Origin of the sequence: Rhodobacter viridis (assembly GCF_003217355.1) — a bacterium.
Lineage (GTDB): Bacteria > Pseudomonadota > Alphaproteobacteria > Rhodobacterales > Rhodobacteraceae > Rhodobacter > Rhodobacter viridis.
Map to the genome: position 1 here is coordinate 318,511 of NZ_QJTK01000002.1, position 13,583 is coordinate 332,093.

Sequence of the window (13,583 nt, forward strand, 5' to 3'; positions counted from 1 at the left end):
GCCTCAGGGCTGCAGGTCGCCCTCTGCCGCAAGCAGATCGGCCCAGCCTTCAGCCCCCGACATCCGCACGATCAACTGCCCTTGAGCGCCGAACGCGTCGACGGACCCGTCGGGATGGGCCCAGACTTCGGTCATGTGATCCATGCGCAGGTGCAGTTCCAACCCGGGATCAAGGACGTTGATCCAGGGGCCCGCCTCCAGCACCCGCACGATCAGACCCGAATGCCGCTCGATGCAGCCGGGGTTGCCGACCGCGAACTGCACCGGAACGGCGCGTTCCGCCGCCTGATACATCAACCGCTCGACCGATCCCTTGGTCAGACGGTGCGCCGGGGTTTTGCCCAGACGCAGATCCGCAAGACGGCTCAGATCCCCCCAACCATCGACCGAATGATCCGCCGGGGCAGGTTCGAAGCCTTGGCTTTGATCCTCGATCCGCAGAGACGTGATCAGCGGCGCCCAGGCCTCGGCATTCGTTTCGTCGCGCAGGTGGATCTTGTGCACCGCCTCGCCTGCCGCGTCGAAGATCTGGATCGAGCGCTTCGGCCCCTTCGGCGTGGCCTCGTCAAAGGCAAAGGCATGTTGCCAGTGCGGCGGGAACATCTGCAGTTCGATCGGTGGATTGATGATCCGAGGCGCGTCTCCGGGCTGATACCGGGCATAGCAACCGACCTTTTCCAGCACGCAGCTGTCGTTGCGGGTCAGGGCCATCACCTGACCAAGCGCCGCAAGAGCGGGCATGATCCTGTCGGGATCGGCGGCGATCCGCGTTGCCGTCCCCCCGACGAAAGCGGCGCAAAGCGCGGCTTCGGAAATGCCCAGGTCTTCGGCGAAATCGCGGGCATAGACCCGCGGTTTCTTGGCGCGCGCGGTGCGGATCTGCTCTGGGGTCATGGCCATCGTGGCGCTTCCTTTGATCGGCGATCGGTCGCGCAAAGTGCTACCCCAGAGCGACGTCGGCCGAAAGGTCGGGAACCACCCCGAACGTCAGGCGCGGCAATTCGTATCCGTGACACGCTTGCCTCCCCGGATCAGGGGGTCTTCAATTCCTGCATCAATTTCGCAAAAGCCTCGCGTTCCGACTGGCTTTGCGTGATCAGCTGTTGCGCCTCCGCCAGGGGGCCAAGCGGGACGACATCGCGCGGATCCGTGGGAGGTTTGGTCTCCGGCGCGAACAGCTCTACGAATCGCTTCTGGGTCTCCGAGCCTTCCTTGGCGACGAAGTTCCAGTTCCCGGCGCGCCAAGCCTCTTCGATCTGCGCCTGCGATTGGCCCGCCTGCGCAAACTCCCCCTCGGCCGTGCGGTGATTCCCGATCATGCTCATCGCTTCGCCGCGCAGTTGCGAGGCTTCTTCGCCGGGAAGGTCGGTCAGATAGGAATAGGCCGCCGCTGCATCTCTTCCGACCAGAGCCGCCCGTGCCAGGGCCAGCCTGCCCTCCGGACTGCGCCGGGTTTCCGGTGTCAGGATATCGCGTGCCGACTGCGCGAAACCCGTGTTCGAAAGCCGATCCGCAAGCGTGATCTGCACCGCTTCGTCAAGGACATTGGCGTCAAGCTGTTCGCGATGCCGGAAGACGTTTTCGATGAAGATGTCATCCGTGGGCACCTTGCCCAGAAGGGCGGCGAGATCGTTCAACGTTTTTCGCTTGATATCGTCGAATTGCGGTGCATCCCAGTTCGCCAGGGCGCGGAATGCCTCGTCGAAGCGCCCCGTCGAGCCCATGCCCAGCACTTCCGCCCGGATCAGTCGCGCGCCGCTTTCCGACCCGCGCATCTGCAGCCCGAGTGCGCCGGCATTGTCGACATCGGCAGCCGGGATGGCCAGGCCCTGGGACAGTTTGACCTCGATCGACTTGACCAGAGCTTCTGCCGCTTCGGGCGTATCCGATTGTGCAAGCCCGTCGAGCAGGCGGGTCGCCTCGTCCTTGCGACCGGCATCGAGTTCGATCTGAGCATCGATTTCCTCGAGCGCTTGCTGATCTGCCTTCGGGGCGCGGGCCAGCATCGAGCGAACCGTGCTCGCAACATCGGGTGCCCCCATCTCGATCAGCTTCGCACTGAGCGAAGGCCCGACGAGCGCGCGAATGTTCGGTGGAAGCGCAGAATAGGCGCGCAGCACGGCGCCGAAATTCACATCTTCCTTCCGCGGGGTTTCGGGGCTTGCCAGAACAGACCAGAGCGCCACCTTGCCGTCGCAAGCGGTCAGGCCGATCAGGTCATTGTCCGAGGCGTGGCTCGGCAATCCATCGACAATTTCCGCCATCATCGGCAGGAAGCCCGCTTCCTCCGGCGCGATGTCGAAGGAACGCAAGGCGTCCTTTGCTTCGAGGCCGAAGCCGTGCGCGATATAGACTTGGGCCAGATGGATCACGGCTTCCGGGCGGGGCCGATCAAATTCGCCGACAAGGTCCTTGCGTGCCTCTGTCAGTTGCTCGACGACCGGCTTGTCGGTCTGCCAGGAGAGCACGTCGAATTCCTCATCGGGCGGGCAGCTGTGACCCGAGTCGGAGAGTTGATGCCGGGCAAATGTCGCGGCCGTATCGCGATCGATGACCGTTTCCGATTGCAGCGGTAGGGACGAGCCGTCTTCCGGCGCAGCCTCGGCCGAACTGGTCTCCGCGGGTTTGTCCGGTTGCACAGCCGCGGGCTTTTCGGGAGCATGTTTGGGCAGCTCCATCGTGATCAGACCTTGCGAAGCGGCACGCCCGAGTTCATCGACCAGGTCGCGCTCTGCGGCCTGAACGCGGGCGTCGGGCAAGCTGAGGGGCGACGCGACTTGCACGGGCTTTTCACTCGCAGCCGCTGCCGCCGTCGTGGGCGGTTCCGGCTCCGGCGCGGGCGTTGTTTCAGGCTTCGACCAGTAAAGATCCAGATAGCCGCGGTTGGGCGCGGGGCGAAAGCTTTGGGTCACCGGCGCGACCGGGGTCGGTTTCTCGGGCTCGGCGCCGTCGACGAGGTCGACGACCGCCGCACCAATCGGCAGCGGGAAAGATTCCAGATGGACCGATGGCGGCGTTTCGATGAAAACCGAGCGCGCATCGACATCGGGCGTGACCGCAAGAACGCGAGTCTTCGGAATCAGGTCAAACACCTTCGAAAGATCGAAGCGGCTCTCTCGGCCGGGGGTGGTCAGACGATATCCCCCGTCGACGCGCTCGGTCGTCCAGGCGGTGCCGGGAGGCAGCATGAACACCAGACGGGAGAAATTGTCGTGCTCGCCCGAACGGACCTCGATCTGCTGTGCCGCGACCGGAAGCGCGGCGAGCAAGAAAAGCCCGAACGCAAAGATCAACCGGGTCATGCCGCCTCCGACTTCACCGCCTTGAGCGCCTCTTCGAGTTCCGAGAAACTGGGACGGATGTGATGCGGCGTATTCTGACGTCCGACCTCGATGCAGATGTTGGTGGCGTGATTGTGCAGGTTTGCCACCAGAACTTCGCGGATCAGCTTGTAGAAATGTGCATCCTCGTCGACCACGCTTTTGATGCGGGTGGCGAAGGGGGCGACGAACCCATACGCGATGAACACGCCGAGGAAGGTCCCAACGAGCGCGCTCCCGATCATTTCTCCCAAAATCTCTGGCGGCTGGTCGATCGAGCCCATGGTCTTGATCACGCCAAGCACGGCGGCGACGATCCCGAGGGCCGGCATCGCGTCGGCGACGGACTGGATCGCATGGCTCGAATGGATCGCGTGGTGGTAGTTCGCCTCCAGCTGCTTTTCGAGCACCTCTTCGACCTGATGCGGATCGTCATAGTTCATCGACGCCGATCGCATCGTATCGCAGATCATCTCCACCGCGGCATGGTCCTTCATGATCTTCGGGTACTTGCCGAAAATCGATGAGTTTTCAGGGGCTTCGATATGCTCTTCGATCGCCACCGGGTTTTGTCGCGCGAGACGGATCAGCTCGAACAGCAGACACAGCAGATCGCGATAGTCCGCGGGTTTCCATTTTACGCCCTTGAACACGAGACCCATGTCCTTGACCGTGTGCTTGATGGCGCCCATGTCGTTCGCCAGCACGAAGGACCCCACCGCGGCGCCGCCGATGACGATCATCTCGAAGGGCGTAGCTTCGATCACTGGCGTAAGGTTGCCCCCGCCGGCGACAAAGCCCCCGAACACCATGACGAAGATGATGATGATACCTACAATCCCCAGCATGGGTGTTCTCCATCCATTTTCTGGCGATACTGCCAGAGGTCGCTTAACAAATGCTCTTCGGATCAGTTTTGGGGGGCGCCAGCATTGCGGCCAGCCATGATGACACTGATCGTGTAGGCGACCTTCGGGTCGAGCACGGCCATGATCGCCGCAGAGGATTCGGGACGCATCCGCGACAGGAATCCGGCCGCGAAATCAGGCGCCATCGTCGAAAAAAGCGGCGCCGCTTCCTTGGGCTTCATGTTTTCGTAGACCGTCACCAGCCGGGTGACGTCTTCGTCCGCGCCCTTGTCGGCGATTTCAACAGTTTGTGAAAGGTTCTTCTCGGCTTCGACCAGTGAGGCCAGACGCTGCTCGATTCGCTTTTCGGCAAGGGTAAGGGCCTGTGACCGGTCCGAGACGACCTTTTCGCGTTCGGCCAGTTTTTTCTCGCGGTCCTGAACTTCCGACAGCATGTTCATCAGGCCGGGTTCGGTTACGCAATCGGATTTGCTGTCCGCAGAGGCGGTTTCCGCGCTGGAGGTTGCTGCAACGGCCTCGGCAATTCCCGCGCCGAATCGCACCAGCGCCGAGGCGGCGAACAGCGCCGCGATCAACATCAGCGAGCCGCGCCCGAAGCGGCGACGGGGCTTTTTCACGGCCTGAGCCGGAGGCTTCGGCGTCTTCATTCCGCCGCCTCCAGCGAGGCGGGACGGACGCGACGACGCAGAACGCGATGGCGCTGCGGTTCCGGCTCCGGTTCGTGGATCGGCGCGGGCTCCGAGGCGCGTCCTTGCGCTTCCTGCATCGCGGCGAGGATCAGCTCCAGCCGTTGGGCTCCCTGTTCGGCGCGTTCCGTCAGGCTGCGCAATTGCTCTGCCGAAGCGCTGGCCGTGGCCTGGGCCCGGTTCAGCGCCTTCGTCATGTCGTCAACCTGCGCGGAGAGAACGGCAATCGCGCCCCCCATCCCGCTTTCAAGCTGGTTGAAACGCTTCAGTCTTCGCGCGAGCACCATGCAGTAGATGCTTGCGCCGAAGGCGCCGAGCCCCATCAGAATATCTGCGATCAGCTGCATCTTGCTCTCCCTAGTTCATCACGAATTCGACGATGAGAAGGTCGTTCACCTTGCCCTCTCCAACCACGATCTGGACCCGGCGCAGCATCTGCGCACGCAGGCGCAGCAGGGCGGAGGGGTCTTCCAGATCCTTCATTTCCACCGCGCGCAGGAAGCCGTTCAGCACGTCCATCACCCGCGGTTTCAGGGCTTCGACCTCGGCCTGATGGGCCGGTGCGACCTCAAGCTGGGCGGAAAAGCGCAGGTGCCGCGCCTTGGCGTCGTTGAGCGAGATCACCATCGGATCGAGGGCCACGAAAGCGACGCCGGGCAAGCCCGCCCCGCCTTCACCGCCTTCGCCGTGCTCGCCACCGCCTTCCGCAGTGGCCGCCGCCTCACCCTCGGCTGCGGGCTCCGACGATCCGAAGATCAAGCCAGAGTACATCGCATAAAATGCGCCCCCTCCGAGCAGGAGCATCAGCACCAGCCCGATGAGAATCGGCAGCTTGGATTTCTTCTTTGGCGCTTCTTCGCCTTCGGTTGCAGGCTCTGCCATGGCGGTCCCCGATTTCTTCGATGGAACCAGCTATACCCTTGCACCCACTAACCGATTGTTAAGGGCGATCGGAGAAAGATGCACAGGACGACGGGGCAGAAGTCCGCTCGAAGGAGGTGCGTCTTGCAGCAATTGATCGCCTTATGGCAGGGGTTGGACACGACGCGACGCGTGCTTGTGGCCGGTGCAACGATTTTCATGTTTGCGGCCATTTTGGCACTATCGAGCTTCGCGTCTCGCTCCGATATGGCGCTTCTTTATGCCGGGCTTGAAGGGCAGCGCGCGGGCGAAGTGGTGACCGCGCTCGAAGCCCGCAACGTTCCTTATGAGGTGCGTGGCGATTCGATCTATGTCGAGGCCGGGCGGCGCGACGAGCTGCGCATGGCTCTGGCGGGCGAGGGTCTGCCGGCGACCGGGGGGGCGGGATATGAACTGCTCGATGGTCTTTCGGGGTTCGGAACGACTTCGCAGATGTTCGATGCCGCCTATTGGCGCGCGAAGGAAGGCGAGCTGGCGCGGACCATCGTCTCCAACCCGATGATTCGCTCTGCCCGCGTGCATATCGCGGCGCCGACCGGCCAGTCCTTCCGCAAGGAAAGCCATCCGACCGCCTCGGTCACGGTGGTGACGGCTTCGGGCGGGCTTTCCCCGACACATGCCAAAGCACTGAAATTCCTTGTGTCTTCGGCGGTTCAGGGGATGACCCCGGATGATGTCTCGATCATCGATTCCGTCGCGGGGCTGATCTCGACGGGGGATGATGCCTTCAATCCGGCCGCGAACGATCGCGCCGAAGAACTGCGCCAGAATGTCGAGCGGCTGCTCGAGGCGCGGGTCGGTTACGGCAATGCCGTCGTCGAGGTTTCGGTTCAGACCGTGACCGAGCGCGAGGCGATCACCGAGAAGCGGATCGAGCCGGACAGCCGGGTGGCGATCTCGACCGAAACGCAGGAAAAATCGGCGAAATCCGACGATGCCAAGCCCGGTCCGGTGACGGTCGCGTCGAACCTGCCGCAGGGCGATGCCGCGAATGGCGGGAAATCGCAAAGCCAGTCTTCGGAAACACGCGAGCAGACCAATTTCGAAGTGTCGGAAACAACGCGCGAGGTCGTGCGCAATCCCGGCGACATTCGGCGGCTGACCGTGGCCGTGCTCGTCGATGGGGTCGAGGGCAAGGATGCCAATGGCGTGACGGCGATCACTCCGCGCACCGACGAGGAACTTGCCTCGCTGAAGGAACTGGTCGCCTCGGCCGTGGGGTTCGACGAAAAGCGCGGCGACGTCATCACGATCCGCTCGATGGCCTTCGAACCGCTCGCTCAGAACGGCACCGAAGCCACCAGCAGCCTCTTCGCCTCGGCGCCGCTCGATACGATGCAGCTGATCAAGATCGGCGTTCTGGCCGTGGTGGCGCTGATCCTTGGCCTCTTCGTGATGCGTCCGATCCTGGCGCAGCGCGCCGCGGCGGCGGAAGCGGAGCGGGCGATGAATCTGCCGGGCGGCATGATCGGGTCCGACGAGGGCACGGGCCGCGCGCTGACGGGCGAGATCGCCGATGGCGACATGCCGATCGGGGCGATGAACGTGGTCTCCGACTTCGACCTTGGCGACATGCCGATGACGATGGGCACCGGCAACTTCGGCGACATGGGCATGGGCGGGGGCGCTGGCGGTGGCTCGGAGCAGCCTCTCGATCCGGTGGCGCGTCTGAAGAAGCTTATCGAGGAACGTCAGGCCGAATCGGTCGAGATCCTGCGCAGCTGGATGGATGAGGCGGAGGAACGGGCATGAACCGGACCAAGATCAGGCTGGAATCCTTCGAGGCCGAACCGGCCCCGCCGCCTCCGCCGCAGATCGAGATCGATCCGAGCGCCTTCGAAGAAGAGCGGCTGGCGGCTTTCGAAAAGGGCTACACCGCGGGTTGGGACGATGCGGTGGCGGCGCAGGAGGCCGAGGGAACGAAGCTGCGCTCGGATCTGGGGCAGAACCTGCAGGAGCTGTCCTTCACCTATCACGAGGCGCGGCAGGAGATCCTGATGGGGCTGCGGCCGCTCTTGGTCGACATCGCGGCAAAGCTGCTTCCGGCGATGGCCCGGCACACGCTTGCGCAGATGGTGGCCGAGCAGCTGCAGCCGCTGGCCGAATCGGCGACCACGGTGCCGATCACCATTCTGGCGAGCCCGCTCAGCCTGCCGGTGATCGAGGAGGTTCTGGGCAACCGCTCCAGTCTGCCACTTGTTTTCGTGGGTGATCAGACCCTTGGCGAGGGGCAGGTCTATCTCAAGTTCGCCGAATCCGAGACCCGGATCGACCTCGACGGGGTGATCCACCTGATTGCGGAAGCGATCGACACCTATTTCAGCGCCAGCCAGCAGGAGGCCGCTCATGGATGACACCCCCCAGTCCAGCAACCCGTTCTCGCAAGTGCCGATCGAGATCACCATTTCGGTGGGCAAGGCGCGGCCGCTGGTGCGCGACCTGTTGCGGATGAAGCGCGATTCGATCCTGCCGCTCGATCGTCGGGTCGAGGATCCGGTCGAGCTTTACGTCGGTGACAAGCTCATCGCCCGCGGCGAGCTGACCGAGATGGAAGGCGATTCGAACGGCCAGCTGGCCGTGCGCCTGACCGAGGTCGTCGATTTGCAGAACGGGCTCTGACATGCGCGTTCTCGTCCTTGCATTAACGTTAATGATCCTTGCGGCGCCGGCGGGCGCGCAGGAGATCACGCTCGACATGGGCGGGAACGGCAGCCTGACGAATTCGTCGCTGATCCTGATTGCGGGCATCACGCTTCTGAGCCTCGCGCCGGGGCTGGCGATCATGGTGACGTGTTTTCCCTTCATCGTCACCGTGCTCTCGATCCTGCGTCAGGCGATGGGGCTGCAACAGTCGCCGCCGAACATGCTGATCATCAGCCTGGCGCTGTTCCTGACCTGGTTCGTGATGGAGCCGACCTTCATGGCCAGCTATCACGCCGGGATCGAGCCGCTGATCGCGCAGAAGATCGACATCCTCACCGCCTTCGAAAAGGGCGTCGAGCCGTTCCGCATCTTCATGGCGGGCCGCACCGATCCCGAGACCTTCACCCAGCTGGCCGCGATTCGCGAAGGCGCGAACTACACCGGCACCGCCCGCGAGGCGCCGCTGTCGATCCTCGTGCCGTCCTTCATGCTGTCGGAAATCACCCGCGCCTTCGAGATCGGCTTTCTGGTCTTCCTGCCGTTCCTGATCATCGACCTCGTCGTCTCGGCGATCCTGATGTCGATGGGGATGATGATGGTGCCGCCCGCCGTCGTGGCCCTGCCGTTCAAGCTGGCCTTCTTCGTGGTGGCGAACGGCTGGGTTCTGCTGTCCGGTGCCTTGGTGCGCAGTTATTCCTGACGCTTCGGCAGCACCCAGTTCGGGCGGATCCGGTGGCAGGTATAGCCGTTCGGGATCCGCTCCAGATAATCCTGATGCTCCGGCTCGGCCTGCCAGAACGGCCCGGCCGGGGCGATTTCGGTCACCACCTTGCCCGGCCAAAGCCCCGAGGCATCGACATCCGCGATCGTGTCCTGCGCGATGCGTTCCTGCTCGGCGTCGGTGAAGAAGATCGCCGAGCGATAGGACAGGCCGATGTCATTGCCCTGTCGGTTCAGCGTCGTCGGATCGTGGATCTGGAAGAAGAATTCGAGCAGCCGCCGGAAGCTGATTTGCGCCGGGTCGAAGGTGATCTCGATCGCTTCGGCATGGGTGCCGTGATTGCGGTAGGTGGCCTGCGCGACATCGCCGCCCGAATAGCCGACGCGGGTCGAGATCACGCCGGGCAGCTTGCGGATCAGATCCTGCATGCCCCAGAAGCAGCCACCCGCCAGAATCGCCTTTTCCATCGTCTCACTCCTCAAGCTGGGCCAACCAGTCGCCGTAACCCTCGGCTTCCATGCGATCTTTCGGGATGAACCGCAAGCTGGCCGAGTTGATGCAATAGCGCAGCCCGCCGCGATCCCGCGGGCCGTCGGGGAAGACATGGCCGAGATGGCTGTCACCGTGGCTTGAGCGCACCTCGGTCCGGATCATGCCATGACTGACATCGCGATGCTCGGTCACATGCGCGTCTTCGACCGGTCGGGTGAACGAGGGCCAGCCGCAACCACTCTCGAACTTGTCGCGCGAGGAAAACAGCGGCTCGCCCGACACCACATCGACATAAAGCCCGGGCGCGGTGGTGTTCCAGAATTCCCCGGTAAAGGCACGCTCGGTGCCGCTTTCCTGCGTGACGCGGAATTGCTCTGGCGTCAGCCGGGACAGCGCTTCGGGGGTCTTGCGATATTTCTTGTCCATCATTAGGCCTCCTGCGGCCCAGATGGTCCGGGGGCGCAAAAAGTCCAGCCCCCGAAGGGGTTGTTTCTTTTCACGATCTGCAAGGAGAGTGATGGTGAGCCGTGCAGGATTCGAACCTGCGACCCGCTGATTAAAAGTCAACGACTGTCTCCTTTCTCGCCCCGAACTTATCACGTCTCTCCCCGTTTCAGACCGTCTCAAGGCAGTTTGCGAAATAGATTTTCGCATAAAAAACAAATAGTTGACTCGTCGTATCGCCAAATCTATATTCGTCTCAACGCGCATCACCCCGTCGCGCTTGTTTTGTCCCCCAGTTGTCCCCCGGCGCGGTTCGTTCTCGTTCTGATCGCTTGGGTGACGGGAAGGCAGGTTTGGTATGAAGAAGCAGATCACTGACGCTCTGGTGCGCTCGGTTGCCGTGCCCGCCGAGGGCAGGATCGAGATTTCCGACACGGTGCGGCCGGGCCTCCGGCTGCGCGTCTCTTCGAACGGGCGCCGCGTCTGGATGTTCGAAAAGCGCATCAAAGGCGGGGCCAAGCGAAAGCACACCTTCGGGACCTATCCAGAGCTTTCGATCAAGGAAGCGCGCGCCATGGCCCTCGAAATCGAAATTGAAGCGATGAAGGGCGTCGACCGTATCGGGGACGCGGTGCGGATCGCCGAGGAAAAGGAGCGGGCAGCTCTGAACGCAATGAAGGTGCGCCAGGCGCTAGAGAACTTTGACGCCATGCACCTGAGCAATCTGCGTACCGGCGCGTCTGTTCGGCGCTCTCTGGATCTCGCGCTGATGGCTCACATGGACCAAGACATTGCGACGCTTGAGAGGAAGGATCTTCAGGCCTTGATAGACGCGAAGGCGGTCTCGGGGGCGAAAGTGCATGCCAACCGCCTCAAGGCCTATCTGTCGAAGTTTGCCAAGTTCTGCTTCACGCGAAGCTACACCGCGTCGCATATCGGGTTGGGCTTGGAGAAGGCGTTCAAAGAGGTGCCCCGAGAGCGCGTGCTTTCCGTGGAGGAGCTGCGCCAAATTTGGAAGGCTACCTATTCGCTATCGAACCTGACCGGGCCGTTGATCCGACTGCTGATGCTCACGGCGCAGCGTCGCAATGAAATCGCGAGGCTTCAATGGGACGAGGTGTATCTCGGCTCGTCATGCCTGATCCTCGAAGGCAAGCGGACGAAGAATGGCAACGGGCACATCACCCATTTGGCGCCCGCAGCACTCGACGAGTTGCGCCTTCGCCAGGGGCTGTCGACGTGTAACTTCGTTTTCTCTTCGACAGGAAGAACGCCGGTATCAGGTTTCGTGAGCATCAAGAAGGCGCTCGATCGAGAGTTGCCAAAAGACTTCGCACACTGGACCTTTCACGACTTTCGAACCGCCTTCGCCACTGAAATGGCGGAGCGTGGCGCGCCCGAGTCAATCGTTGATCGCATCCTCAACCATGCTGCGGTTGGATCGGCGCCCAGCGCCGTGGCGCGGGTCTATAACCGGGCTCAATTCTTGATGGAGCGTAAGAAGATCCTGACGCGCTGGGCGCAGGTTGTGACGGGAGATGGTGCGCTTGATGACAACGTGTTGAGCTTCGAGCGCGAAGTGGCGGCATCTTGACGGATCGGAGGCCTTTATATGGGAGCGGCCAGCATGATCAGCGAGGATCTTGAAGAACGGTTTGACAAGGGCGCCGAGGTTGTTGACGAGATCATCAGCGAGCTTTGCGCTACCACCGGGATGAGCTTGGTTGAACTCGGCAACCAGACCTTTGAGCGTTGGATCGTGGAATTGAGCCCCGGAATTCGGACGCATTTATTGCCGAGCGGCGGATTGGCTTATGACGTTGAGGATGCCGTTGGTAATCAACTGGTCGGGATGTCAGGGCGCGAGCCTTTCGCCGCAAGCATTATTGCGGAAATCTGCGGTTCGAATGTCTATGAGGGGTGTCCCGTTCCGAGAACTTTGCGGGGGGCTGCTTTCCAGTTGATTCATGGCACCTTCAAGGCCGCTCAGCGCACCGGGCCGAAGGCATCGGAAGACTTTGCCATGAGGGCGCTTTTGCGGGGGTTGGCTATCTTCATTCATCAAGCTTTCGACCTTAGCCTGACACGATACGATGGCCCCAAGGCGATGAGCGCGTGTGATGCCGTCTCACTTGTGGCGGCAAAGCACGGCGTCAGCGTTCCCTTCACCAGATTGCGAGATTGGTGTACCCACCCAAAGCACGAGGAATTCAGGCTTAGGGCTGACTCCTTGGAACGTTTTATGAAGGATCTTCAACTGGTTGCGCTCGGTATAAAGAGCCAGGAAAGCTTGTACGGACCATTCTTGGAATTTGCCCGTATGCGAAAATTTGGCGCCTAACTCATTCTCACCTCATCGAACGGCGGCGCATCCCGTCACAAGAGCGAGGTGAGAAATGGTGAGCACAGACCCCCTTATCCGAGACACCGATGGCGCATTCATCCTCGGCTGCTCGAAAGCAACCTTCTGGCGCCGGGTGGCCGAGGGCATCGTCCCTCAACCCATTCGCATCGGTCGCACCTCGCGCTGGCGTCGCTCTGAAATCGAAGCCGTGGTTGCGACTGCCGCCGCGAAGCGAGACGCCGCATAAGAAACCCCCGCTCAGTCACAGACCGGGCGAGGGCGAATTCTTGTTGGCGACACTGACAAGATAGCCATTTGGCCCCGGTCCTTCAAGAAAAAGGATCGAGCATGAGCAGAAGCTCCCAAACCCCGCCGCGCAACGCCCAGCGCATTTTCCGCGTTGAGGACTTGCCGAAAGACCGCCGCGCCGCGCGCTACCAGATCACCCGCAAGAACGGCGAAACCTCGACGGTGATCCTGCACAAGCGGCGCCGTCAGATCCTCGAACTGTTGATGCGCGGGCCGGTGTTCTGCGCCTCGCTGGTGCGGGTCTCGGATATCGTCTGCATCCTGAAGCATGAGTGCGGGCTCGAAGTGGAGACCGTCTTTTTCCCGGGCGAGAAGGTCAACGGCGCTGGTGACTTCGGGATTTACTTCCTGCGCAGCCAAGTGACCCGCCTCGACGCGCAAGAGGTGGCGGCATGACCGAGATTGCCACGATCCGGAAGAACTCCCGCGAGGAAATTCGGATTTCGATCGATGAGTACATGGGCCACCGCCTTTGCAACCTGCGCGTCTGGTATTTGAGCGGCGACGAGATGCGCCCCGGCAAGCATGGCCTCGCTCTGCGCCTCGACGTTTTGCCCGAGATCCTGGCCGCGCTGCAGAAAGCCATCACGCGCGGGAAAGGCGGTGACGCATGATCGCCATCGAGGAACTGGAAGCCCACGGCGTGCGCACTTTCTGGGTGACCGACTGCGGCGACTGCGTGGCCGAGCTGTCGACCCGCCGTGAAGCGATTGATTACGCCCGCGCCTATTCGGCGGGAGCGCCCTACCTGCTTCATTCGGCGCGCGTGCTGCCCTTCCGCAAACCGGAGGCCGTCGCATGATCGCGCTGCGCCTCGCTCGCCTGCGCCGCCTG

The 13,583-nt window shown here is 62.4% G+C and carries 17 protein-coding genes and 1 tRNA gene; 9 read left to right on the plus strand and 9 right to left on the minus strand.

Features of this window, described 5'->3' with window-relative positions:
• Nucleotides 1-3: 3 nt before the first annotated feature.
• The 6 genes from C8J30_RS04790 to C8J30_RS04815 form a co-directional block, all read right to left on the minus strand.
• The gene (locus C8J30_RS04790) at nucleotides 4-900 is read right to left on the minus strand and encodes a ChuX/HutX family heme-like substrate-binding protein (RefSeq protein WP_110804579.1); all 897 of its coding nucleotides are present in this window, start codon (nucleotides 898-900) and stop codon (nucleotides 4-6) included.
• Nucleotides 901-1,031: 131 nt separating this feature from the next.
• The gene (locus C8J30_RS04795) at nucleotides 1,032-3,302 is read right to left on the minus strand and encodes a hypothetical protein (protein ID WP_110804580.1); all 2,271 of its coding nucleotides are present in this window, start codon (nucleotides 3,300-3,302) and stop codon (nucleotides 1,032-1,034) included.
• The gene (motA, locus tag C8J30_RS04800; protein ID WP_110804581.1) at nucleotides 3,299-4,168 is read right to left on the minus strand and encodes a flagellar motor stator protein MotA; all 870 of its coding nucleotides are present in this window, start codon (nucleotides 4,166-4,168) and stop codon (nucleotides 3,299-3,301) included. The genes C8J30_RS04795 and motA overlap by 4 nt, the downstream gene beginning before the upstream one ends.
• Nucleotides 4,169-4,230: 62 nt before the next feature.
• Complete coding sequence (locus C8J30_RS04805; protein ID WP_245909711.1) at nucleotides 4,231-4,767, minus strand: MotE family protein; 537 nt, start codon at nucleotides 4,765-4,767, stop codon at nucleotides 4,231-4,233.
• Nucleotides 4,768-4,832: 65 nt separating this feature from the next.
• The gene (locus tag C8J30_RS04810) at nucleotides 4,833-5,222 is read right to left on the minus strand and encodes a hypothetical protein (RefSeq protein ID WP_110804583.1); all 390 of its coding nucleotides are present in this window, start codon (nucleotides 5,220-5,222) and stop codon (nucleotides 4,833-4,835) included.
• Between the two features lie 10 nt (nucleotides 5,223-5,232).
• On the minus strand, nucleotides 5,233-5,757 hold the full coding sequence (locus C8J30_RS04815; protein WP_110804584.1) for a flagellar basal body-associated FliL family protein: 525 nt from the start codon (nucleotides 5,755-5,757) through the stop codon (nucleotides 5,233-5,235).
• A 78-nt stretch (nucleotides 5,758-5,835) separates the two neighbouring features.
• Between C8J30_RS04815 and fliF the strand changes: the two genes are divergently transcribed.
• From fliF to fliP, 4 genes are read left to right on the plus strand one after another with little or no spacing between them, the layout of a single operon-like run.
• On the plus strand, nucleotides 5,836-7,548 hold the full coding sequence (gene fliF, locus C8J30_RS04820) for a flagellar basal-body MS-ring/collar protein FliF (RefSeq protein ID WP_181420774.1): 1,713 nt from the start codon (nucleotides 5,836-5,838) through the stop codon (nucleotides 7,546-7,548).
• The gene (locus C8J30_RS04825) at nucleotides 7,545-8,150 is read left to right on the plus strand and encodes a FliH/SctL family protein (RefSeq protein ID WP_110804586.1); all 606 of its coding nucleotides are present in this window, start codon (nucleotides 7,545-7,547) and stop codon (nucleotides 8,148-8,150) included. Before fliF ends, C8J30_RS04825 begins: the two co-directional genes overlap by 4 nt.
• Complete coding sequence (locus C8J30_RS04830; RefSeq protein ID WP_110804587.1) at nucleotides 8,143-8,415, plus strand: FliM/FliN family flagellar motor switch protein; 273 nt, start codon at nucleotides 8,143-8,145, stop codon at nucleotides 8,413-8,415. Before C8J30_RS04825 ends, C8J30_RS04830 begins: the two co-directional genes overlap by 8 nt.
• 31 nt (nucleotides 8,416-8,446) lie before the next feature.
• Nucleotides 8,447-9,139, plus strand: a complete 693-nt coding sequence (gene fliP / locus C8J30_RS04835) for a flagellar type III secretion system pore protein FliP (protein ID WP_394341908.1) — start codon at nucleotides 8,447-8,449, stop codon at nucleotides 9,137-9,139.
• Here fliP and msrA read toward each other — a convergent pair.
• From msrA to C8J30_RS18530, 3 genes are all read right to left on the minus strand, one after another.
• Nucleotides 9,130-9,627, minus strand: coding sequence for a peptide-methionine (S)-S-oxide reductase MsrA (msrA, locus tag C8J30_RS04840; RefSeq protein WP_110804589.1), 498 nt, complete (start codon nucleotides 9,625-9,627; stop codon nucleotides 9,130-9,132). The two genes, fliP and msrA, sit on opposite strands and share 10 nt — an antisense overlap.
• Nucleotides 9,628-9,631: 4 nt before the next feature.
• On the minus strand, nucleotides 9,632-10,078 hold the full coding sequence (gene msrB / locus C8J30_RS04845) for a peptide-methionine (R)-S-oxide reductase MsrB (protein WP_110804717.1): 447 nt from the start codon (nucleotides 10,076-10,078) through the stop codon (nucleotides 9,632-9,634).
• Nucleotides 10,079-10,170: 92 nt separating this feature from the next.
• Nucleotides 10,171-10,236 (minus strand) — tRNA-Ser (locus tag C8J30_RS18530).
• A gap of 218 nt (nucleotides 10,237-10,454) precedes the next feature.
• On the opposite strand from C8J30_RS18530, the gene C8J30_RS04850 reads away from it, so the two are divergent.
• The 5 genes from C8J30_RS04850 to C8J30_RS04875 all read left to right on the plus strand — a co-directional run bounded on the left by C8J30_RS04850 (nucleotide 10,455) and on the right by C8J30_RS04875 (nucleotide 13,551).
• Entirely contained in the window at nucleotides 10,455-11,690 is a 1,236-nt protein-coding gene (locus tag C8J30_RS04850; RefSeq protein WP_110804590.1) for a tyrosine-type recombinase/integrase, read from the plus strand.
• Between the two features lie 33 nt (nucleotides 11,691-11,723).
• A complete protein-coding gene (locus C8J30_RS04855; protein ID WP_146227863.1) occupies nucleotides 11,724-12,437 on the plus strand; it encodes a hypothetical protein in 714 nt (237 codons plus the stop codon).
• Between the two features lie 351 nt (nucleotides 12,438-12,788).
• Nucleotides 12,789-13,145: a hypothetical protein gene (locus C8J30_RS04865; RefSeq protein ID WP_110804593.1), complete on the plus strand. Its 357-nt coding sequence runs from the start codon at nucleotides 12,789-12,791 to the stop codon at nucleotides 13,143-13,145.
• Entirely contained in the window at nucleotides 13,142-13,363 is a 222-nt protein-coding gene (locus C8J30_RS04870) for a transcriptional coactivator p15/PC4 family protein (protein ID WP_110804594.1), read from the plus strand. The genes C8J30_RS04865 and C8J30_RS04870 overlap by 4 nt, the downstream gene beginning before the upstream one ends.
• Nucleotides 13,360-13,551, plus strand: a complete 192-nt coding sequence (locus C8J30_RS04875) for a hypothetical protein (RefSeq protein WP_110804595.1) — start codon at nucleotides 13,360-13,362, stop codon at nucleotides 13,549-13,551. Before C8J30_RS04870 ends, C8J30_RS04875 begins: the two co-directional genes overlap by 4 nt.
• Nucleotides 13,552-13,583: the final 32 nt, after the last annotated feature.

Excerpts from the sequence above, each read along its gene's own strand:
- C8J30_RS04790 (WP_110804579.1), bottom strand. The coding sequence starts at position 900 with ATGGCCATGACCCCAGAGCAGATCCGCACCGCGCGCGCCAAGAAACCG.
- C8J30_RS04795 (WP_110804580.1), bottom strand. The coding sequence starts at position 3,302 with ATGACCCGGTTGATCTTTGCGTTCGGGCTTTTCTTGCTCGCCGCGCTT.
- motA (WP_110804581.1), bottom strand. The coding sequence starts at position 4,168 with ATGCTGGGGATTGTAGGTATCATCATCATCTTCGTCATGGTGTTCGGG.
- C8J30_RS04805 (WP_245909711.1), bottom strand. The coding sequence starts at position 4,767 with ATGTTGATCGCGGCGCTGTTCGCCGCCTCGGCGCTGGTGCGATTCGGC.
- C8J30_RS04810 (WP_110804583.1), bottom strand. The coding sequence starts at position 5,222 with ATGCAGCTGATCGCAGATATTCTGATGGGGCTCGGCGCCTTCGGCGCA.
- C8J30_RS04815 (WP_110804584.1), bottom strand. The coding sequence starts at position 5,757 with ATGGCAGAGCCTGCAACCGAAGGCGAAGAAGCGCCAAAGAAGAAATCC.
- fliF (WP_181420774.1), top strand. The coding sequence starts at position 5,836 with ATGCACAGGACGACGGGGCAGAAGTCCGCTCGAAGGAGGTGCGTCTTG.
- C8J30_RS04825 (WP_110804586.1), top strand. The coding sequence starts at position 7,545 with ATGAACCGGACCAAGATCAGGCTGGAATCCTTCGAGGCCGAACCGGCC.
- C8J30_RS04830 (WP_110804587.1), top strand. The coding sequence starts at position 8,143 with ATGGATGACACCCCCCAGTCCAGCAACCCGTTCTCGCAAGTGCCGATC.
- fliP (WP_394341908.1), top strand. The coding sequence starts at position 8,447 with ATGATCCTTGCGGCGCCGGCGGGCGCGCAGGAGATCACGCTCGACATG.
- msrA (WP_110804589.1), bottom strand. The coding sequence starts at position 9,627 with ATGGAAAAGGCGATTCTGGCGGGTGGCTGCTTCTGGGGCATGCAGGAT.
- msrB (WP_110804717.1), bottom strand. The coding sequence starts at position 10,078 with ATGGACAAGAAATATCGCAAGACCCCCGAAGCGCTGTCCCGGCTGACG.
- C8J30_RS04850 (WP_110804590.1), top strand. The coding sequence starts at position 10,455 with ATGAAGAAGCAGATCACTGACGCTCTGGTGCGCTCGGTTGCCGTGCCC.
- C8J30_RS04855 (WP_146227863.1), top strand. The coding sequence starts at position 11,724 with ATGATCAGCGAGGATCTTGAAGAACGGTTTGACAAGGGCGCCGAGGTT.
- C8J30_RS04865 (WP_110804593.1), top strand. The coding sequence starts at position 12,789 with ATGAGCAGAAGCTCCCAAACCCCGCCGCGCAACGCCCAGCGCATTTTC.
- C8J30_RS04870 (WP_110804594.1), top strand. The coding sequence starts at position 13,142 with ATGACCGAGATTGCCACGATCCGGAAGAACTCCCGCGAGGAAATTCGG.
- C8J30_RS04875 (WP_110804595.1), top strand. The coding sequence starts at position 13,360 with ATGATCGCCATCGAGGAACTGGAAGCCCACGGCGTGCGCACTTTCTGG.